A 21,094-nucleotide genomic window follows, 5' to 3' on the forward strand; every position below is an offset into this window, starting at 1 on the left:
AGGCTGAGGCTCTCGAAGCAAAATAAAAACCAACTCCTTGATGAGCGAAGCGTTCTTGCACCTCCTAAAACACACCAAACCAAAAAACTTCCGCCTTTGCGTTTAAAAACCACCTCAACAATCCAGCAGCATAACAGTGTCACACTGAGCGGAGTCGAAGTGCCTTAACATTTCACCATCAATCAAAAAAACACAGTCAGGCTAAAACTCTCGAAGCCACATAAACAAAATTCCCTGATGAGCGAAGCATCCTTGCGCCTTTGCGTTAAAAAAACCTCCAATAATCCAGCAGCATAACAGTGTCACACTGAGCGGATTCGAAGTGTCTTAACATTTCACCATCAATCAAAAAAACACAGTCAGGCTAAAACTCTCGAAGCTACATAAACAAAATTCCCTGATGAGCGAAGCATCCTCGCGCCTTCTAAAACACACCCAACCAAAAAACTTCGCGCCTTTGCGTTAAAAAAATATTCAAAAAAAATAAATCACGTCAACTTTTGACGCCACACCCCAATACTTTTGACCCATCAGCTGATACAAAACAATTTTCAACAAATCATTAAAAAAAACATCTATTATGGGAAAATTATATGACTCATTACTATCAGGCACTTCAGGACGCACAGGACGTATCGTAGTAGCCAATGTTTCCGGAAACGAAATCTCCAGAGTTCGTCCAAAAAAACGCTCAGGACAACCAACAGTCAAACAACTTCTGATTCAGAACCGGATGAAAAAATGCGCTCTCTTTATGCAATCCTACCGCGGCTATGCTTGCAAATATTTTGGTACTCGTACGGGGATGAAATCCTCTTACAATCTGGCTATGACCAATCTGATGGAAAACTTCAAGATCAATTTTGCGGATGCCACCATCACACCCAACTATCCAATGCTATCTTTTTCCAAGGGTAATCTTTTAGCACCGGTTCCGCTTGCTTTGAACCTAGCTACAGCTAGTACACTGGAGGTCACCTGGCAGGATAATTCAGCAGGAAACACAGAAAGGGAAAACGATTTTTTACAGATTCTGGTGGCTATTGAAGAAGAAGATATCTCCATCTTTGTAGAGAATGCCGCAAAACGTGCCGATGCCGCTTACACAGTTAACCTACCAGTCAACTTTCAGAACAAACCGCTTCATATCTGGATGGCTTTCCGGACAGAGGATGGCGAAATGGCTTCCAACTCTCAGTATGCAGGCACTGTTTCTTAAAACAAATCAGTCGTAGGATTTCTTACGGCTGATTTTTTTTATCTATTTCCGAATCTGAACTGAAAATAATAAATTCTTAATATTAAAAGTTTGTTAAATATTAGTTTATTACACTGTAAACCTTTATTTTTGTATTGTTATTGATTCGGTCTATTAAAATCAGAAATGATTTCAGCGAAATAAATAATGATAAATAAACGTTTAAAATGGCAAAGTCGTACGAAGCTATTTTCGAGAACAATAAGAAGTGGGTAGAGTCTAAAATCTCGGACAATCCGGAATATTTTCACCAACTCGCTAAAACACAAAATCCCGAATACCTGTACATCGGATGTTCCGACAGCCGGGTAACAGCAGAAGATATGATGGGTGCAGAACCGGGCGAAGTGTTTGTTCACAGGAACGTAGCCAATGTCATCAACACTTTGGATATGAGTTCAACAGCAGTCATTCAGTACGCTGTGGAACATCTGAAAGTAAAGCATATTATCGTATGTGGCCATTATAACTGTGGTGGTGTAAAAGCAGCGATGACATCTCAGGATCTCGGACTACTGAATCCTTGGCTGAGAAACATCCGGGATGTGTACAGACTGCACCAGATAGAACTGGACGCTATAGAAGATGAAGCCAAAAGATATGATCGCCTGGTGGAGCTGAATGTTCAGGAACAATGCATCAACGTCATCAAGATGGCTTGCGTACAGGAACGTTATATTTTGGAAGAACAGCCTGTTGTCCACGGCTGGGTGTTCGACCTCAGAACAGGAAAAATAATCGACCTCGAAATCGATTTTGAAAAAATATTAAAAGACATTCAGAAGATCTACAACCTGACAGATTCTGACTGGGTGATGAGCCGAAAAAAATAAAGCTCATACCATAAAAAATGATATGAAGTATTTAAGTATCTTAATATTAGGGATTTTTCTCAACTTTACAGCTTTACCCAGTTTAGCTGCAATATTTGGTTGGGAATTGCCAAGAACTAATGTTGTGATCAGTGAGGAAGAACATTCCCACTCCAACAATACGATCATTATCTACGAAAAAACCATTCCTAAAACAATGGATATCCACGATTTCCTGAAGTTTTATGAAGCGGATACACACAACAAAATCGCTGTAAGCTGGGAATCTACACTATATTTCCCGCCATCTCTCAGCATCTTCTCTCCACCTCCGGAAGCATAAATAACATTCTGTTTTTCTCAGAAAACGCTTGAGCATTGGCTGTAATCACACAGCGAAGAGCATCTGCTGTTTTTTGAATTCATTTTAACCAATTGTTATTGGTTATCAATTATATCTGTTATTTATATTGATGTTGTCGCCTTTAGGTCAGGTTACGACATCAGACAAACTTTATTATTTTCTTATGAAAAAGTCACAATCTTTGTTTGGAGGAATCAAAGAGAACTTTCCATCCGGTCTTGTCGTATTTCTTGTGGCATTACCATTATGTTTAGGTATTGCATTGGCATCCGGAGCTCCTCCATTATCCGGTATTATTGCAGGTATTGTTGGAGGTATTGTAGTGGGATCAATCAGTAACTCCAACATCTCGGTTTCAGGACCAGCGGCTGGTCTTACGGCTATTGTTTTGGTAGCAATTACCGATATTGGTGCATTTGAGTTATTTCTATGTGCCGGGATTATTGCCGGAGTGATTCAGTTGATTCTGGGTTTTATCCGTGCAGGTAGCATCTCCAATTATTTCCCGAACAATGTTATAGAAGGAATGTTGGCCGGTATCGGAATCATTATTATTTTGAAACAGCTGTCGCACGCAGTGGGATTTGATAAAGATTATGAAGGGCATCAATCCTTATTCGATAATGGGTTTAATACGGGTTATTTCACCGAATTATTTGCGGCGATCCATCCGGGAGCTATCATCGTGACATTGGTATCGATGGGAATTCTATTGGCTTGGGATCATGTAACAGCTTTGAAGAGATTGAAATTATTACCTGGAGCATTAGTTGCAGTGATTGCCGGAATCTTGATGAATGAGTTTTTCAAATTATCAGGAAGCTCATTAGCAATCTCTCCGGAGCACTTGGTAACACTGCCGGTTCCAACCACATTGGACGAGTTCAAGAATCTGGTAACTTTTCCGGATTTGGCTGGATTTACTAATCCTAAAGTTTGGATCACAGGCGCAACAATTGCTATTGTAGCATCGATTGAGACTTTACTTTGTATCGAAGCTTCAGACAGATTAGACGTAAGAAGAAGAATCACAGACACCAACCTGGAGCTTAAAGCACAGGGAATTGGAAATTTAATCAGTTCATTTATTGGAGGATTACCAATGACATCCGTAGTGGTTAGAAGTTCTGCTAACGCAAGTGCAGGTGCGACTTCTAAAGCGTCAGCGATAATCCATGGGGTTTTGTTATTGATTTGTGTTCTAACAATTCCTGTCATACTGAATTTGATTCCATTAGCGACATTAGCAGCGGTATTGATTTTGGTAGGCTATAAATTGGCGAAACCGGCAACTTTCAAGCATTTTTGGCACAACGGAAAGTATCAGTTTATCCCATTTGTGGCAACTGTGGTGGCTGTTGTGGCAACGGATTTGCTGAAAGGGGTTGGGATTGGATTATTAATTTCAATTATTTATATTTTACAGGGAAATATGAAGCGTGCTTATTACCTGAGCAGAGAAACATTGAACGATGCCGACGAGATCACCATCAAATTGGCAGAAGAAGTTTCTTTCCTGAACAAGGCGGCAATCAAAAAAACATTGAAGAATATCAAGTCTGGTTCCAAGGTAATTATCGATGCCAAGACGACTTCATATATAACAACAGATGTATTGGAAATGATTCAGGATTTTGCCAATGTAAGAGCAAAAGAAGAGGATATAGAAGTAGAACTGGTGGGATTCAAAACCTCGTATAGAGATTATGCGAGCGACCAGGACTCCCACGTGGTGGTCAACCACAAAAGAGCAATGTAACCAAATTATTTATTATTAAATTTTAACAATCAAAAAACACAAATATTAAAACATTTTAAAAATATGAAAGCACATACATCAGAAACGCAAGCGACTATCACTCCGGAAAAAGCATTGGAAATCCTTAAAGAAGGCAATGCAAGATTCGTCAACAACCTAAAAGCGAATAGAGATCTTCTGGAGCAGGTGAATGCAACGCGCGCAGGACAATGGCCATTTGCAGTTATTTTGAGCTGTATAGACAGCCGTACTTCCGCTGAACTAATATTTGACCAAGGTCTGGGAGATATCTTCAGTGTAAGAATTGCCGGTAACTTTGTGAATCAGGACATCCTTGGTTCTATGGAATTTGGCTGCAACGTAGCGGGTTCCAAATTGGTTGTCGTTTTGGGACACTCCAAATGCGGTGCATTGAAAGGTGGTCTGGACGCAGCAGCTATCGAAGGAATGGGAATGGATAACTTGAATCACTTGATCGGACATTTTGATCCTATCATCAAAAATATCATTAAGGATGGCGAGGAGCGTTCTTCTAAAAACGAAGATCTTCTTGAGAGACTGAACCATCATAATGTAAAACATGCGATAGAAGACATTCGTAAGCAAAGCTCCACTTTGAAAAGGCTGGAAGACGAAGGTAAAATCAAAGTAGTTGGTGCAAATTACGACGTAGAAACTGGCGTTGTAAATTGGTTATAGGAAACATTTTTTCTTCATACAATTAGGGTGGTAGGCCGGGTAATTTATTATCCGGCTTACTTTTTTAAACAAGACAATATATTATATGCTCAAATAGTTATAGAATAAACTATTAATATGAAATGGCTTATAAGGATTATTCTAATTGTAATAAGTATTCCGATTATATTCTTCTTGGTATTTTCAATTTACTACGCCAATCACAAGTCAAAATTCTTTAAAGTCAAGAATGGAATGCAATTGTCCAATGCAAGAGCAATATTAGGAAATCCCGACGAATCAAAATACTATGATAATCAAATCATGGATGTTTACTACTATTTTCCGATGTCAGAAGCCAGATTTTTTTATTCGAAAAAAGATAGCACGTTAGTCCGCTCTTGGAGAACAGATGCGGATTGAGATTTATTTGCCGTTGAATGAAGTCATAGTATTCTGAACACCGGCAAACACAAAAGATAAAGCTGCTTGCGAAAACTTCTCTATTCTTTCAGATAGCTTTTCTCTTTCCTCCTCGTTCCATTTTCCGAGAACATAATCCGCTTGTTTTCCTTCGGAGAAATCCGCAGAAATCCCAAATCTTAATCTGGTGTAATTTTGAGTATTCAGTTGTGCCTGGATACTTTTCAGCCCATTATGGCCGGCATCAGAACCTTTCATTTTCATTCTCAGAGAACCAAATGGTAAAGCCAAATCATCAGTTATAATCAGAATATTTTCTAACGGGATATTCTCTTTCTGCATCCAGAATTTAACCGCATTACCGGAAAGGTTGACGTAAGTGTCAGGTTTTAGAATAAAGACTTTTCTGCCTTTATATTTGCCTTCAGCCAAAAGACCAAAGTTGGAAGATTTGAAAGGTGTTTCTATTTTCTCAGCAATCTTTTCAGCAACTTTGAAACCGATATTATGTCGGGTTTCCGCATACTCTTCCCCTTTGTTCCCGATGCCGACAATAAGATATTTCATTATTTATATTGGAAATTTAATTTATCACCTGCATTAGAAGTCATCTCTGTAGGATAGCTATCAGAGTTGTATTGATATGTCATTGTAAGAGATTGAGACATTCCCATTGCTGTAACTTTGACAGTTTTGTAGTTATTTGCAGAAAGTCCTAACATACCTTGATTAGAAGTATTATAATGCGTTGATAAAATATTGTAAGCTAAAGGTAACGAAGCAAAAGGATTTTTGTTCGTATCATAGTTGCTTAATGCAGATTCAATAACAATTGGTGGAATTGTAATAGGACCAGCGCTAGCAGTAGTCGTTGCCAATTTCCAGTTAGAAATATTATTTCCGGCATAAGTCAGATTACTTGTCACTTCATATTCTAAAATGAATTGTCCAGGATTATCAGGATCTTCAGCATTCATTTTAGTTAGAACCTTTGTAACTTTTTCACCGCTGTAAGTTATATCTGTTGTTGATTTATATAAAAGTGTTCCACCAGATTCTGTAGTTCCGCTGACAGATTTTAATTTCCCAGAATCATAAACTAAATCCAGTTTCGTGAGTTTTGTTTCGCCAGATTCTACATTGGTAATATCCATATGTGTAATCTGATTATTGCTATTGTATGTCAGAACGGCATTTTCATTACCATCGTCAAATTGACTTTTAACTGATGTAAGTTTGCTTCCCGTATAGATATAATCTACAGTCGTTCTTTCTCCGTCAGAATCAATACCAGAAACTTTACTTAAAAACCTAGTTGTGGTCGATCCACCATTGCCACTTCCGGTATTAGTACTCGTATCATATTCAACGCCTCTTAAAAAATCTCCATTCACATCCTGATTAGGACTGCAAGATGACAGGATAAAAAATCCGAATATATAATAAAGTATATTTTTCATTGCTTAGTTTTCTGTTTGCAAAGTTAATTTTTTAAAATAAATAGTTTATTAAGCCAAAATCCTATTCAAAACCAGATTCACTTCATCCACATTTGTCACATTATCTTTTCGCATCATCAGCTGGTTGTTCTTTTCTTTTAACGTCGCTTCTGCCGGATTTTGTGTGAGATAAGATATGATTTTTTTGAATTTTTCGCTTTGGTAGAATTTGTCCTGAGGATTCGCTGGGAAATAACCAAGAAACACTTTATTCTTCACCACCAGCTTATCAAATCCAATTTCAGCCGCCAGCCATTTCAGTTCTACAGATTTCAGAAGGTTAATGGCTTCATCCGGCAGTTTTCCGAAACGGTCTTTTAGTTCATTTTCAAATTGTTGCAATTCCTTAGCATTCTGAACATCGGCCAGCTTTTGATACAATGACAACCGTTCTTCCGTAGAACTCACATAATCATCTGGCAACATCAATTCCAGATCAGTATCGATATTCACTTCTTTCGTGGATTTGAACAGCTTGTTTCTATCTTCTTCATTTTCAAAAAGATTTTCAAAATTCTCATCATCTTTGAGTTCTTCTAAAGCTTCCTGCATCATTTTCTGATACGTCTCAAATCCCATTTCGTTGATGAATCCACTCTGTTCTCCGCCCAACAAATCACCTGCACCACGAATTTCCAAATCCTTCATCGCAATCTGGAAACCACTTCCAAGATCCGAGAATTGCTCAATCGCTTCCAGACGTTTTCTCGCATCAGACGTCATCATATCGAACGGTGGCGTTATCAAGTAACAAAATGCTTTCCTGTTGCTTCGCCCGACTCTTCCACGCATCTGGTGCAGGTCTGCCATCCCGAATCGTTGCGCATCATTGATGAAAATAGTATTTGCGTTTGGGACATCCACGCCGGATTCTACAATAGTTGTAGAAACGAGAACATCATATTTTCCTTCCATAAAATCGAGGATGTTGGTTTCCATTTGTTTCCCGTCCATTTGTCCGTGACCGGTAATCACTCTCGCATCGGGAACCAGTCTTTGGATTAATCCTGCAATATCTTTCAGGTTTTCGATTCTGTTGTTGATGAAATAAACCTGTCCGTCTCTCTGCAATTCATAAGAAATCGCATCACGCAAAATTTCTTCATTAAATCCAATGATTTGCGTTTCCACAGGCTGACGGTTAGGCGGCGGCGTTTTGATAACTGATAAATCTCGCGCTGCCATTAATGAAAATTGCAAAGTTCTCGGGATTGGCGTCGCAGTCAATGTTAAGGTGTCCACATCGGTTTTTAGCGTTTTCAATTTGTCTTTAACAGAAACACCAAACTTATGTTCCTCATCAATAATCAACAAACCTAAATCCTTGAACTTGATATCTTTTCCAACCAACTGGTGGGTCCCGATGACAATATCGATTTTACCATTTTTAAGACCTTCTTTGGTTTCCGATTTCTGTTTGGCGGTCCGGAATCGGTTCATATAAGAGATATTCACCGGAAAATCCTTCAATCGTTCTTTGAAACTTCTGTAATGTTGGAAAGCCAGAATTGTTGTCGGAACCAGAATCGCAACCTGTTTTCCGTCGGTTGCTGCTTTAAACGCAGCACGAATCGCAACTTCTGTTTTACCAAAACCAACGTCACCGCAAATCAAACGGTCCATCACACCTTCCGCTTCCATATCCTTTTTCACATCCAGCGTTGCTTTTTCCTGGTCTGGCGTATCTTCGTAAAGGAAACTCGCTTCCAACTCATTTTGAAGGTAAGAATCCGGCGAATACTGGAAGCCTTTTGCAGTTTTTCTTTCCGCATAGAGTTTTATCAAATCAAAAGCAATCTGCTTAACTCTGGCTTTGGTTTTTTGTTTTAATGATTTCCAGGCTGGTGAACCGAGTTTACTGAGAACGATTTCTCTTCCTTCAGGTCCGTTATATTTCGAAATTTTATGAAGTGAATGGATACTTACGTAAAGCAAATCTCCATTTTTGTAAGTCAGTTTGAAACATTCCTGGATCTTGCCGTCATTATTAACCTTAACCAAACCCATAAATTTCCCGATGCCGTGGTCGATATGCGCAATGTAATCACCGACTTTCAAAGACATCAGATCTTTGAGTGTCAGTTGCTCTGACTTTGCAAAAGTGTTCTTGGATTGATATCTCTGGTAACGGTCAAAAATCTGGTGATCTGTGTAAATCAGAATCTTATTATCAGAATCTACAAAACCTTCGTGCAATTCCGATTTGAAGCTTTTGAACGGAATCTCGTGCTCTAATTCCTCAAAAATCGATTCTAATCTTTCTTTTTGTTTTTCACTTGAAAATGAAATCCAGGTGTCAAAACCTTGACTTTGTTTTTCCTCTAAATCCTGAATCAGCAATTCAAAGTTTTTATGAAAACTAGGCTGTTGTGTTTGGTTGAGTTCTACGTTCTGAATCTTTGGAAGTTCAAATGACTGAGAACTGAAATCTATTGTTTTGAATTTGATTAATTTATTCTGAAATTCAGGCTCAGAAATAAATAATTCGTCTGGACTTCTATGTTTGATGTCTTTGCTCAGCGTTTCGAATTTCTCTAATGCTTTTTCATAAAAATCTCTGATTCTTTTGGTGGAAAGGTAAAGATTCTTTGAAACTACAAAACTGTCTTCCGCTAATAGTTCAAACAAAGAAACTTTGGTCCCTGAAACCGAAAAATTCATATTGGAAACCAACTGGAATTCATCAATCTTATCCAAAGAAAGTTGGGATTCTATGTCAAAAGTCTTGATGCTTTCGACCTCATTTCCAAAAAATGTGATTCGGAAAGGCTTCTCGTTAGAAAAAGAAAAAACATCCACAATCCCGCCTCGGACAGAGAATTCTCCAGGCTCAGAAACAAAATCTGTTTGGTTGAATTGATAATGATTCAGCAACTCATCCACAAAATCAAAATCCAACTGGTCACCCACTTTTATCTGATGAGAAATTGCTTTGAAATCTTCTTTCTTCAGAACTTTTTCAGACAACGCACCAATGAAGGCGACAATCACTTTTGGCGATTTCCCGGAATTCAGTTTATTGATGACTTCAGTTCTCAGAACCAGATTCGCATTCTGGGTTTTCTCGATTTGATATGGCTCAAGATGTGTTGCTGGAAAATAAAGAACGTTGTCGCTTCCCAACAAATCTTCCATTTCCGCATTGATGTAAAGCGCATCCTCTTTGTCATCAATCAAATAAAGAATCGTTTTGTTCTGAGTCAAAAACAATTCCGAAGCCAGAATTGAACCCGCAGAACCCGCACTTCCTTTAACCGAAATATGCTGATGTTTTGATATTTGTGAAAAAATCTCATTCCCGAATTGTTTCTGAAGCAAGTCCGGCAAAAGATTTTGATTGATTTTTTTTAATTCCATTAATACAGGTATAAACGCAAAAAGCGATTCCGAGAAAATTTCGGAACCGTTATTTGTTTTACAAAGATACTATTTTTCAAAAAAATTAGTTTTAATTTTACGACCTTAAACTATGCATATTTGAAATTAGGTTTCAAAATATTATCCCTTTTCTGTCTGTTATCTATTCTTTTAACGCAGTGTAAAGATGACGACGCCAACATTTTCCGTGCTTATGTGGAAGGGAAATTCACTTATTCTGATGGGAAATTTTTAGAAGAGCCGATTCATCTTGTAGTCGATAAAAAAATAATTGCAGAAAGTTTTCCGAAAGAAAGCGGAAGTTTTGTTTTGGCCGGACCTTATGACAAAGGTGCTTACAAACTTCAACTCAAAGATTTTAAAATCAAGTCTTTTTCTACCGATACGCCGGGTTGTAAAATATCCAGCGATTCTCTCAGCATCGAGATTCCGGATGGGGTGACATACGTTATTTTCAATGATATTACTTTGAAATAATGAAGAAACTTCTACTTTTTTCTTTACTCTTAATATCGATCTCTATTTTTTCTCAAAGAAGAAAAAAGCAGGATTGGACAGAAAATGTCCGTTCTTCTATAGACCCGCACGTTAAAGTAATGACTGTACTTGGTGATAATTTTCTAAAAGACACCTTCGATTATTTTTACGGTTTCGGGATTGGCGGAAATTTGAATCTTTATAAAAATTTTGGACTTGGAGTAGAATATACTTATTTCTTAGCCAATGTCAAAAATGCTGAAAAATTCGGTTATCTAGGTGCGCCTTCAATGAACAATTTTGACTGGTATGTTTTTCATAAAGACAAAATCACAGAAGATTTTTTTGTGGAAGAAATCGTAGGTTACAGTACGTACCGAATGAAAAGTCCTTATCTCGACAATTCCGGCAAATTTTCTGAAGGAAATGGTGGACTCAATTTCGGCGCAAAAGCTATTTATACCATTGATAACGAGGGTTTTCAACAGGTAGTCTTCGGAACCAGAATTAATTTCTACAATGCTAAAATCGGAAATCAAAATCCTGATATCGCCGATTATTACTCCAAAGCGCTATTTCTCAACTTCAGTTTAGCTTATCGTTATAATTTTTAAGCCGTTTTTAAGTTGTTATAATTTCTGGTTAAAGTTTTTTATTCTTAATTTTAAATCAATTAATAATATAAATTTGTTGAATCAAAACGACACTAAAATGAAAAATTTACTTACAACATTGTTGTTAACATTCGGATTAGGAATGGCTACAGCACAAACAACACCAGCAGCTGCAACTGCAACAAAAAAACAAGCTCAAAAAACAGAGAAAAAAGCAACAAAATCTGTAGAAGCTCAAGCTGCCAAAGTAGCGAACACACCTGATGTTAAATTGAAAAAAGACGGAACTCCGGACAAAAGATACAAAGCCGCAAAAACGTTGAAAAAGGACGGAACTCCTGACAAACGTTACAAGGTCAACAAATAATTATCCTAATCAGTGAAGAAGAGAAGGACAATTAATTTTTCATAACTTTTATTTTTTTAAGACTTTACAAAATTTGTGAAGTCTTTTTTTTTGGTTCACGATTTGATTATATCTCCACATCAATCCATAAAAAATATCGTTATGAGCCCAAAACCAATGCTAACTCTGTCACAAGTTATGGAGAAGCTTAGAGAAAAAGGAATTACAGATGAGATAAGGATGACAGAGGATAAAAGATTTGTCATCTCAGGAACAGAAAAAACCCATCGTGCAGAAGATTTGAAGATTATCCGTGTTTACAGATTCGAAGGGGCGAGTGACCCGGACGATAACGTTGCTCTTTATCTGGTAGAGGATGTCTATGGCAACAAGGCGATGATTATCGATTCTTACGGTGCCAATAGTAATTATGAAGGCCGCGAATTCGATGATTTTTTAAAATCTCTACCGACAGAAGAAAAAGAAGAATATGATTTCTAAACAAGAATCCATATATTAATAAAGCTTTTCTATTTTGAATAGCTTTATTTTTTTATTAAATTTTGATAACGAGAAGCGACTTTTTTAAACCATCTTCTATGCCTTTCCAATAGAAATTGAAGAACGAGCGTTCTTTGTTTCGTTCCACATAAATATCTACAGATTCAGGGAATTTCTGAGAATCTTTTTTCACGACCAGATTGGCAATGGCTGACAGAAATTTCTTTTTCTCTTTGGTGTCTTTATCCAGAACGCTCACTTTTAAATCTTTGTGTGTGATTCTGAATTTTCCATTCATAATATCATTATTGCCTTTGAAATCATAATTGAGGCTTGTAATGGTTCCAGTTGCAGTGATGTTCATATAAGGTTTGATGAACGGATTGATGTCATTTGCTGGAAGATTGTTGATATAACCGCCAATTGTAAACTGATCACGCATATTTCCTGTGTCAAAGTTCCAATTCACCTTCATCGGAGAAACGCCCATAAACTTACAATTGATAACTATCGGAACTTTGGTATTAGCCCCTTTTTGTTTATTTGAATTAAGGTTTTTAACGTTCATATTGAAATCCGTAAAGAACACTTTTCCAGGTCCGTTAGAATCTGGCTTATCTTCTTCGTACACCAATTTGGACTTAATAAGATTCAGATTTTCAACAACTAAAGGAATTTTTATTGTTCGTAATAATTTGGAATACAACAATTTTTCTTTCGGATTATCTTTCGGGATTTTGCTTCGGAAAATGTTCGCATCTACCTGATGAAGCTTTACGGTTTTAAGGGAAATATTCGGTTGGTCATTTTCGAATTTCCATTTTAATCCGCTTAACTGAATTCTGTTTGCAGAAATATCAAATAAGTCATCTTCCATCGGAATCATTCTTACAAACTCTGCTCTGGAAACTTTTGGATTTAATTTAAAATTCAGTAAATCAATATTTTGCGGAGTCATGTTAAAGGTTGACAAATTCATTCTATAATATCGTCCCGCATCATAAAAAAACTGCTTTCCTGTAATTTTATAATCTTGGTAAGTAAAAGGAATTTTATTTTTCGAAGTTTCTTCATCCATCAAAAAATCTTTGATATTAGCATTGAACTGAACTAAGGAAAGTGATGGGTTTCCATTGGATTTTAACATTGATAATTTGCCATTAATAATATCTAAATTCTGAAAATCAATGTTAAAGTTTGACTTCTTATCATTTGACTTAATAATTTTATTATCACGGTTTTGAATGATAAATTCCGGTTCCTGGATCTTTGCATTTTTAAGACTTAATTTCGTTTTGCTAAAAATCAAATCATCGAAAGAGAGATTCTTACTTTTGATATGAAAAAGACTCTTCTGATTTTTGAAACTCTTCTCCCAATCTTTGAAATCCAACATCGGTTTCAGTTGAAAATCATTGATTGACAATTGACCATTATTGGTAACAACTTTGGAAGAATTGATGGAATAAGCCGGACTTAATAAAAAGAAAAAGGCATTTGCTGTGATTTTGTAACTATCCAAAGCAAAAGGCAATTCGCTGGGATTATCGTTGAGACTTAAATTTTTAATGTTAAGATTAAGTTTTCTTGATGAGAAATATTTTGTTCCGTTGAATTGTGTCACATAAAGATTTCCGTTTTCAATTTCGATATTTTTGATGAAAAAAGGAGTTGCCTCTTTGGCGACTTTATCAGCTTTCGGTTTGGATAAACGGATTTTTAAATTGGGATTTTTTAGCTTGATAGAATTGGCTTCAATCTGATTATCTTTTAAAAATTTAATCAAACCTAATCTGCTGATATACAATTCCTCCAGAGCTCCATCCAAAGCTATGGCTTCCAAATTGTCCGGCTGTTTTGTTGTGACTTTGATTTGGTTGGCTGAAATGCTTCCGCTTAGGATTTCGACATTCAGAGATTGGTAAGAAATCTCGTAAGGTGTTTTGTTTTTGAGGTAGTCGGGAAGTTTGTATTTTAACCAGAGACTGAATCCGATGTTCAGTAATAAAGTTAGAGCCAAAAGACTTCCAAGAACGATCAGTGAGATTTTTAAAGTTTTTTTCATCGAATTTTTTCTAATTAATTGATTACTAAAAACCGTTCCAAGTTTACAGACTCAGTTCTATCATATAACCTTCGTGTCCTCTAACGTTGATAAAATCATCTCCCTCAAAATGAAGATATTGTCCTTTGATACCTTTCAAAACGCCATTGAATTCTGGTTTTTTGTCCAAGGTAAAGACATTGATTTTCTCCGGTTTTTCATAAGGAAAATCTAACTTTACAACATTGTCTTCTGTTACCGCAAATTTCTTGAAATCGTTGGGAAAGTATTCCGCAATTTTGTTTCGGAAATCAATCAAATCCAAAGTATCTTCATAATCATCAGCAAGCATTTTTTTCGGATTAGTTTTGTCTGCAATGTGTTTTTTCAATTCAACTTCAATCATTCCGGCTTCATAACGATTATCGGTAACCGCAATTGGTAAAGCAAAAGTGGCGCCTTGGTCGATCCAACGAGTGGGGATTTGATGTTCTCTTGTCACACCAACTTTTACATCGCCCGTGTAAGCCAGATAAACGATGTGCGGAACCAATTGAATTTCCTTTTCAATTTCCAGATCTCTTTCTGCAACGCCAAGATGCGCCGTCGATAATTCCGGACGAATGATTGTATCACTCGCATATGGACTTTCGAAAAAGCATTTTTTACAAAATCCCATTCGGTAGACTTTTTCATCGCTTCCGCAATTCACACATTCGTAACCGATATGTTTGATGTGAAGTTCTTTCCCGAAAAGCTGATTCATATTAATCAAATCGCCTTTAAGATTTAGAAAATACTGAATCGGTTGTCCGTTTTGGGAAATCATTTTTAGAATTTGTCCGGAAAATTGCATCGTTTAAAATTTTAGTAAAAGTACAGAAAAAAAGGTTATTTTTGTTTAAAACACAATTGAAATGGATGACCTACAAAATACAAGAAAGCATTTTACTTTTTTATTAAATTACGTTTTAGATTGTTCTAAAAAATCATTTTTAAGTGCAGATGATTTGGTTTTAGTTTCTAATGAAGTTAAAAATTTTAAAAAGTATATTCAAAAAGCGAACATCTATAATGATTTGAAGGAAAATTGGATAAAATCCATTTTAATTATTCCTCGACTAGAGCCGACCTCTCATCTTCTTTTCTCGTGGCAATTTTAGTCATTTTCACTTTAGGCCTTTATCTTATTTTTATGAAAGTTCAGGAATTGGAACGAAAGCGATTGCTAACCAGTTTTCTGAATAGATACGAAGATTTATTAAAACTTTTTTAGAGAGATAAAATATTTGCTGAAATAAACATTTGATAATTTTTAATTTGATTTTAAATAATAGATTTGTCAACTTTTAAAACATTTTATATGAAAAATATTTATTCATTATTGTTATTAGCAATAACAAATTTCGCATTTTCTCAAACAACAATTTATTCTGAAAATTTTGGAGCTGGTGATGGTTCTAATAATCCTGTTGTAACAAGTTATTCGGGCTATCAAAGCACATCAACCACTTATTCTGGAACTGCTGATATCAGGATAACTACGCCTTCAACAGGATATACAGGAGCAAGTGGAAACGGTTGTGTGTTTTTGGGAGCAGTAACTACAACAAATGGTTTACCCGAAAAAAACATTATAATTTCAGGAATCAATACTACTAATTATAGTGATTTAATATTGACTTTAGGACAGCAAAAAAGTACTAATGCGAGTAGCAACGAATTAAAAATTGACGTTAGTTCTGATGGAATCAATTATACCAATTTATCTTACACGAGATCAACTGGAAATTCTAACTGGGAACTTATAACACCATCAGGCGCTATTCCATCAACTTCAAACCTTCGAATTAAAATATACAACCCAAGAGATTCTAATGTTGGTTTTCGTATAGATGATGTGAAATTGACAGGAAATCAAACCTTGGCAGTGAGTAATTCTAAGAAAGAAAAATTCAACATTTATCCAACTGTCGTAACCACCGGAATAATCTGTGTGACTTCTGCAACCAATCAAACCAAGAAAGTAACTATTTATGATTCTACTGCAAAATTAGTAATCAGCAGAGGAACTGATAAAGAAGTTAATGTTTCTCAACTTCCAAGCGGAACTTACGTAATGAATGTCGAAGAAAATGGTGTGGTTGAATCTAAAAAATTTATTGTTAAGTAAATAATTAATAAAACGATATTAAAAAGAATCTCTGAATAAGGGATTCTTTTTTTTGTTAAATCCTTATATTCGCAACACAATTGATGTTATGAACTATTTAGTTACCGGCGGAAGCGGATTTATTGGTTCTCATTTAGTAGAACAACTTTTAAAAAACGGACATTCTGTCATAAACATTGACAACTTCGAAGATTTCTATCATTATAAAATTAAAGTTCAAAACACTTTAGATTCTTTAGACAATAAAATTGAGTTTAATTTTACTGATAAAGACGCTGATATTAACAATTTAATATCTTTAACAAAATCAGAATCTTACCAACTTTATTATCAAGACATTCGTGATAAGCAAGGTCTTGAGGAAATATTCAAAAAATATAAAATTGATCTGGTAATTCATTTGGCTGCTCTAGCAGGCGTTCGCCCTTCTATTGAAAGACCTTTGGACTATGAAGCGGTAAATATTCGTGGGACTCAGAATCTTTGGGAATTGTGTAAAGAATTCGGAGTTAAAAAATTCATTTGCGCTTCATCTTCAAGCGTTTATGGAAATAAAGAAAAAATCCCGTTTTCCGAATCTGACAATGTAGATAATCCAATTTCGCCTTATGCAGCAACTAAAAAAGCTGGTGAGATTTTGGGTCACGTTTATCATCATCTTTATAATATGGATATGATTCAGCTTAGGTTTTTTACAGTTTACGGACCAAGACAAAGACCCGATTTGGCAATTCACAAATTCACGAAACTGATTTTTGAAAACAAAGAAATCCCTTTCTATGGCGATGGTTCTACTGCCAGAGATTATACTTTTATTGATGATATTATTGATGGAGTTCTTAAGTCCATCAATTACCTCGAGAATAATAATGATGTTTATGAGATTGTAAATCTTGGGGAAAGTGAAGTAATCACGTTGAATGAAATGGTTTCAACATTAGAAAATGCAATTGGCAAAAAAGCAGTCAGAAAAAATCTGCCAATGCAAGCCGGAGATGTCATAAAAACCAATGCGGACATCACAAAAGCCAAGTCTCTGATTGGCTATAATCCGACAACAAACTTCCAAAATGGCACAAAAAAATTTGTGGAATGGTTTTTGGGAAATCGGCAATAACAGATCTCTGATAAGAGAAATTTTGGAAATAAGATGAATTTATTTTTAAATATTATTGAAAATCAGTAGAAATATGTATAAAGTATCACCTAATTTTTTACTTTTGCAAAAATTTTAAATTATGTATTGGACATTAGAATTAGCTTCATATTTAAGCGATGCACCTTGGCCGATGACCAAGGCAGAATTAATTGACTACGCCATCAGAACAGGAGCACCGATGGAAGTTGTAGAAAACCTTCAGGCTATTGAGGACGAAGGAGAAATCTATGACGCTATCGACGAAATCTGGAGTGACTATCCTACAGATGAGGATTATCTTTGGAACGAAGACGAATATTAATTCGTTTTTGGCTTTGGGCTATTAGCCTTTTGCCAATTTTTTTTAATATAAATTAAGCTGTTAGTCAAAAGCTAATAGCCAACCGCAAATAGCAAATTATGAGTTTTTTAAATACCGTTCTTAAAAGTTTTTTGGGAGACAAAAATGCAAAAGATCTTAAAGAAGTAAAAAAAGTTGTCGCAAAAATAAAAACAATAGAACCTGGCATCCAATCGTTATCTGATGATGGTTTGAGAGATAAAACTGCAGAATTTAAGGAAAAAATAAAATCTGCAACGGCTAAGTTTACAACCCAAATAGACGACATAAAAGAGCAAATAAAAAACTCAACCAACGTTGACGAAAAAGAAGCACTTTTCAACAAAATAGAAGGTCTTAAAAAAGATTCTTATGAGGTTGAAGAAAAAGTTCTTAATGAGATTCTTCCGGAAGCTTTTGCTTTAGTGAAAGAAACTTCAAGACGTTTGGCTCAAAATGGAGAGATTCGTGTTAAAGCGACAGATAAAGATCGTGAATTAGCAGCTACAAAAGATTTCGTTTCTCTGGATGGCGACATTGCTGTCTGGAAAAATTCTTGGGATGCAGCCGGAACACCTGTAGTTTGGGATATGGTTCATTACGACACGCAGTTTATTGGTGGGGTTGTATTACACTCAGGAAAAATTGCAGAAATGGCGACTGGTGAAGGTAAAACCTTGGTAGGTACTTTACCAATTTATCTTAATGCACTTCCAGAAAGAGGAGTTCACGTGGTAACGGTCAACGACTATTTGGCGAAACGTGACTCGGCTTGGATGGGTCCATTGTACCAATTCCACGGATTGACGATTGATTGTATCGATCTTCATCAGCCTAACTCAGATGCCAGAAGAAAAGCATATCAGGCAAGTATCACTTACGGAACGAATAACGAGTTCGGTTTCGATTATCTGAGAGATAATATGGTAACCAATCCTACTGAATTAGTTCAGGGAGAATTGAATTTTGCCATTGTCGATGAGGTTGATTCGGTTTTGATTGATGATGCAAGAACACCTTTAATTATTTCTGGTCCAGTTCCTCAAGGTGACAGACAGGAATATGATGTTCTTAAACCTTCTATCGACAGAATCGTTGAAGTTCAGAAAAAAACAGTTTCTGGTATTTTTAATGAAGCTAAAAAACTAATCGCCAACGGAAATACCAAAGAAGGTGGTTTCAAATTGCTTCAGGCTTACAGAGGTCTTCCAAAAAACAGACAATTGATCAAGTTCTTGTCAGAAAGTGGAAACCGAGCATTACTTCAGAAAGTTGAAGGTCAATATATGGCGGATAACAACCGTGATATGCCAATCGTAGATAAGGATCTTTATTTTGTAATCGATGAGAAAAATAACCAAATCGATTTGACGGATAAGGGTGTAGAATATATGTCTGCGGGTAATGAGGATCAACAATTCTTTGTTTTGACAGATATCGGGACAGAAATTGCTGACATCGAAAAGAAAAATCTTTCCAAGGAAGAAGAATTTGCTGCGAAAGAAGAATTATACAGAGAGTTTGCTGTAAAATCTGAGCGTATTCACACAATGAATCAATTGCTTAAAGCTTATACATTATTTGAAAAAGATGATGAGTATGTGGTAATTGATGGAGAAGTGAAAATCGTGGATGAACAGACGGGTCGTATTATGGACGGTCGTCGTTATTCGGACGGACTTCACCAAGCGATTGAAGCTAAGGAAAATGTAAAAATCGAAGCGGCAACTCAAACATTTGCGACGATTACTTTACAAAACTACTTCCGTATGTACAACAAGTTGGCAGGTATGACTGGTACAGCGGAAACTGAAGCTGGAGAATTCTGGCAGATTTATAAATTGGATGTTGTGGTAATTCCTACCAATAGACCAATCCAAAGAGATGACAGACAAGATTTGGTTTTCAAAACCAATCGTGAAAAATACAATGCAGTAATTGAAGAAATCGAGAGATTGACCTCAGCAGGAAGACCTGTTTTGGTTGGTACAACTTCGGTTGAGATTTCTCAGTTATTATCAAAAGCATTAAGTTTAAGAAAAATCCAACACCAAGTTCTGAATGCAAAGCTTCATAAAAAAGAAGCAGAAATTGTAGCAGGAGCAGGTGGACCTGGCGTTGTAACCATTGCAACGAATATGGCTGGTAGAGGTACCGATATCAAACTGAAAGCTGAAGTTAAAGATGCCGGAGGTTTAGCAATTATCGGAACAGAAAGACACGATTCTCGTCGTGTTGACAGACAGTTGAGAGGTAGAGCTGGTCGTCAGGGAGATCCGGGAAGTTCTCAGTTCTATGTTTCCCTTGAAGATAACTTGATGCGTCTTTTCGGTTCGGAAAGAATTGCTAAGATGATGGACAGAATGGGTCATAAGGAAGGTGAAGTGATTCAGCATTCTATGATTTCCAAATCTATCGAAAGAGCTCAGAAAAAAGTTGAAGAGAATAACTTCGGTGTTAGAAAAAGATTGCTGGAGTATGATGATGTAATGAACAAACAGCGTGACGTTATCTACAAACGTAGAAAGAACGCTTTGTTCGGAGATCACCTGAAGTATGATATCGTCAATATGATTTACGATACTGCTGCTGCAATTGTTTCTTCAGCTAAAGCAGTTGGAAATTACAAAGATTTTGAATTCGAAATCATCAAGCATTTCACAATGGAGTCGCCGGTGAGTGAATCAGAATTTGGAAGTTTACAAATCCCTGCGCTTACAGATAAAGTATTCAAAGCTGCTAAAGAAGATTATGACTTAAGGTTGAATCTTCTGAAAGAAAACGCCTATCCAATTATCGAGAATGTTTATCTTAACCAAGGTTCTATGTTCAAGATGATCCAGGTTCCTTTCACAGATGGCATCAAAACAATGACTATTGTTACAGATTTGAAAGAGGCTTACGAAACCAAATGTGAATCATTGATCACAGATTTCGAGAAAAACATTTCATTAGCAATCATCGACGAAAACTGGAAAACACACTTAAGAGAAATGGATGATTTGAGACGTTCTTCCCAGGGTGCAGTTTACGAGCAAAAAGATCCATTGGTAATTTATAAACAAGAATCTTTCTATTTGTTCAGTGAAATGGTTGACAAAGTCAATAAAGAAATTGTATCGTTCTTGTATAAAGGTGAAATCCCTGCTTAGGAAAAGATTTAAACTATAAACAAAATAATCCTGTTGAGAAATCAATGGGATTTTTTATTTGGACTAATTCTTAATAATCTGATAAAAATCACAATTATTGTTAATTTAGAACAATTAAAAATAATATCTTTGCAAAAA

20 protein-coding genes are annotated in these 21,094 nt (G+C 36.1%); 15 read left to right on the forward strand and 5 right to left on the reverse strand.

The window, feature by feature from the left end; all coding sequences use genetic code 11:
• Positions 1-580 precede the first annotated feature (580 nt).
• From KI430_RS12185 to KI430_RS12210, 6 genes are all read left to right on the forward strand, one after another.
• Positions 581-1,219, forward strand: a complete 639-nt coding sequence (locus KI430_RS12185; protein ID WP_248875147.1) for a DUF6266 family protein — start codon at positions 581-583, stop codon at positions 1,217-1,219.
• A 206-nt stretch (positions 1,220-1,425) separates the two neighbouring features.
• Positions 1,426-2,091, forward strand: a complete 666-nt coding sequence (locus KI430_RS12190) for a carbonic anhydrase (RefSeq protein ID WP_248875149.1) — start codon at positions 1,426-1,428, stop codon at positions 2,089-2,091.
• Positions 2,092-2,113: 22 nt separating this feature from the next.
• Positions 2,114-2,413, forward strand: coding sequence for a hypothetical protein (locus KI430_RS12195; RefSeq protein ID WP_248875151.1), 300 nt, complete (start codon positions 2,114-2,116; stop codon positions 2,411-2,413).
• A gap of 184 nt (positions 2,414-2,597) precedes the next feature.
• Positions 2,598-4,193 carry a SulP family inorganic anion transporter gene (locus KI430_RS12200; RefSeq protein WP_248875153.1) on the forward strand — a complete coding sequence of 532 codons (1,596 nt, stop codon included), beginning with the start codon at positions 2,598-2,600 and terminating at the stop codon, positions 4,191-4,193.
• Positions 4,194-4,256: 63 nt separating this feature from the next.
• Positions 4,257-4,892, forward strand: a complete 636-nt coding sequence (locus KI430_RS12205) for a carbonic anhydrase family protein (protein WP_248875155.1) — start codon at positions 4,257-4,259, stop codon at positions 4,890-4,892.
• Positions 4,893-5,009: 117 nt separating this feature from the next.
• The gene (locus tag KI430_RS12210; RefSeq protein ID WP_248875157.1) at positions 5,010-5,294 is read left to right on the forward strand and encodes a hypothetical protein; all 285 of its coding nucleotides are present in this window, start codon (positions 5,010-5,012) and stop codon (positions 5,292-5,294) included.
• Positions 5,295-5,297: 3 nt separating this feature from the next.
• Here KI430_RS12210 and pth read toward each other — a convergent pair whose 3' ends face one another.
• Genes pth through mfd form a run of 3 tightly spaced genes read right to left on the reverse strand, consistent with a single transcriptional unit; the run spans position 5,298 to position 10,150 of the window.
• Positions 5,298-5,861, reverse strand: coding sequence for an aminoacyl-tRNA hydrolase (gene pth, locus KI430_RS12215; protein ID WP_248875159.1), 564 nt, complete (start codon positions 5,859-5,861; stop codon positions 5,298-5,300).
• Entirely contained in the window at positions 5,861-6,754 is an 894-nt protein-coding gene (locus KI430_RS12220; protein ID WP_248875161.1) for a hypothetical protein, read from the reverse strand. Before KI430_RS12220 ends, pth begins: the two co-directional genes overlap by 1 nt.
• A gap of 48 nt (positions 6,755-6,802) precedes the next feature.
• Entirely contained in the window at positions 6,803-10,150 is a 3,348-nt protein-coding gene (mfd, locus tag KI430_RS12225; RefSeq protein WP_248875163.1) for a transcription-repair coupling factor, read from the reverse strand.
• A gap of 120 nt (positions 10,151-10,270) precedes the next feature.
• Here mfd and KI430_RS12230 point away from each other — a divergent pair, with 120 nt between their 5' ends.
• The 4 genes from KI430_RS12230 (at position 10,271) to KI430_RS12245 (ending at position 12,109) form a co-directional block, all read left to right on the forward strand.
• Positions 10,271-10,648 (forward strand): hypothetical protein, encoded by a 378-nt coding sequence (locus tag KI430_RS12230; protein ID WP_248875165.1) that lies wholly within the window; start codon positions 10,271-10,273, stop codon positions 10,646-10,648.
• Positions 10,648-11,262 carry a hypothetical protein gene (locus KI430_RS12235; RefSeq protein WP_248875167.1) on the forward strand — a complete coding sequence of 205 codons (615 nt, stop codon included), beginning with the start codon at positions 10,648-10,650 and terminating at the stop codon, positions 11,260-11,262. Before KI430_RS12230 ends, KI430_RS12235 begins: the two co-directional genes overlap by 1 nt.
• A gap of 97 nt (positions 11,263-11,359) precedes the next feature.
• Complete coding sequence (locus tag KI430_RS12240; protein ID WP_248875169.1) at positions 11,360-11,629, forward strand: hypothetical protein; 270 nt, start codon at positions 11,360-11,362, stop codon at positions 11,627-11,629.
• 141 nt (positions 11,630-11,770) lie between these two features.
• Positions 11,771-12,109 carry a hypothetical protein gene (locus KI430_RS12245; protein WP_074236046.1) on the forward strand — a complete coding sequence of 113 codons (339 nt, stop codon included), beginning with the start codon at positions 11,771-11,773 and terminating at the stop codon, positions 12,107-12,109.
• A 55-nt stretch (positions 12,110-12,164) separates the two neighbouring features.
• Here the strand turns inward: KI430_RS12245 and KI430_RS12250 are convergent, their stop codons facing one another.
• Together KI430_RS12250 and KI430_RS12255 are read right to left on the reverse strand one after the other, a co-directional pair.
• Positions 12,165-14,174, reverse strand: coding sequence for a hypothetical protein (locus tag KI430_RS12250; RefSeq protein ID WP_248875171.1), 2,010 nt, complete (start codon positions 14,172-14,174; stop codon positions 12,165-12,167).
• A gap of 43 nt (positions 14,175-14,217) precedes the next feature.
• Positions 14,218-15,009 carry a DUF2797 domain-containing protein gene (locus KI430_RS12255; protein ID WP_248875173.1) on the reverse strand — a complete coding sequence of 264 codons (792 nt, stop codon included), beginning with the start codon at positions 15,007-15,009 and terminating at the stop codon, positions 14,218-14,220.
• A gap of 61 nt (positions 15,010-15,070) precedes the next feature.
• Here KI430_RS12255 and KI430_RS12260 point away from each other — a divergent pair, with 61 nt between their 5' ends.
• The 5 genes from KI430_RS12260 to secA all read left to right on the forward strand — a co-directional run bounded on the left by KI430_RS12260 (position 15,071) and on the right by secA (position 20,956).
• Entirely contained in the window at positions 15,071-15,316 is a 246-nt protein-coding gene (locus KI430_RS12260) for a hypothetical protein (protein ID WP_248875175.1), read from the forward strand.
• Between the two features lie 200 nt (positions 15,317-15,516).
• Complete coding sequence (locus KI430_RS12265; RefSeq protein WP_248875177.1) at positions 15,517-16,326, forward strand: T9SS type A sorting domain-containing protein; 810 nt, start codon at positions 15,517-15,519, stop codon at positions 16,324-16,326.
• Positions 16,327-16,414: 88 nt separating this feature from the next.
• Positions 16,415-17,443, forward strand: coding sequence for a GDP-mannose 4,6-dehydratase (locus tag KI430_RS12270; protein WP_248875179.1), 1,029 nt, complete (start codon positions 16,415-16,417; stop codon positions 17,441-17,443).
• 121 nt (positions 17,444-17,564) lie between these two features.
• Positions 17,565-17,786 (forward strand): DUF2795 domain-containing protein, encoded by a 222-nt coding sequence (locus KI430_RS12275; RefSeq protein ID WP_027382805.1) that lies wholly within the window; start codon positions 17,565-17,567, stop codon positions 17,784-17,786.
• A 98-nt stretch (positions 17,787-17,884) separates the two neighbouring features.
• Positions 17,885-20,956 carry a preprotein translocase subunit SecA gene (secA, locus tag KI430_RS12280; RefSeq protein ID WP_248875181.1) on the forward strand — a complete coding sequence of 1,024 codons (3,072 nt, stop codon included), beginning with the start codon at positions 17,885-17,887 and terminating at the stop codon, positions 20,954-20,956.
• Positions 20,957-21,094: the final 138 nt, after the last annotated feature.

The sequence above is a fragment of the Epilithonimonas zeae genome (assembly GCF_023278365.1).
Taxonomy (GTDB): domain Bacteria; phylum Bacteroidota; class Bacteroidia; order Flavobacteriales; family Weeksellaceae; genus Epilithonimonas; species Epilithonimonas zeae_A.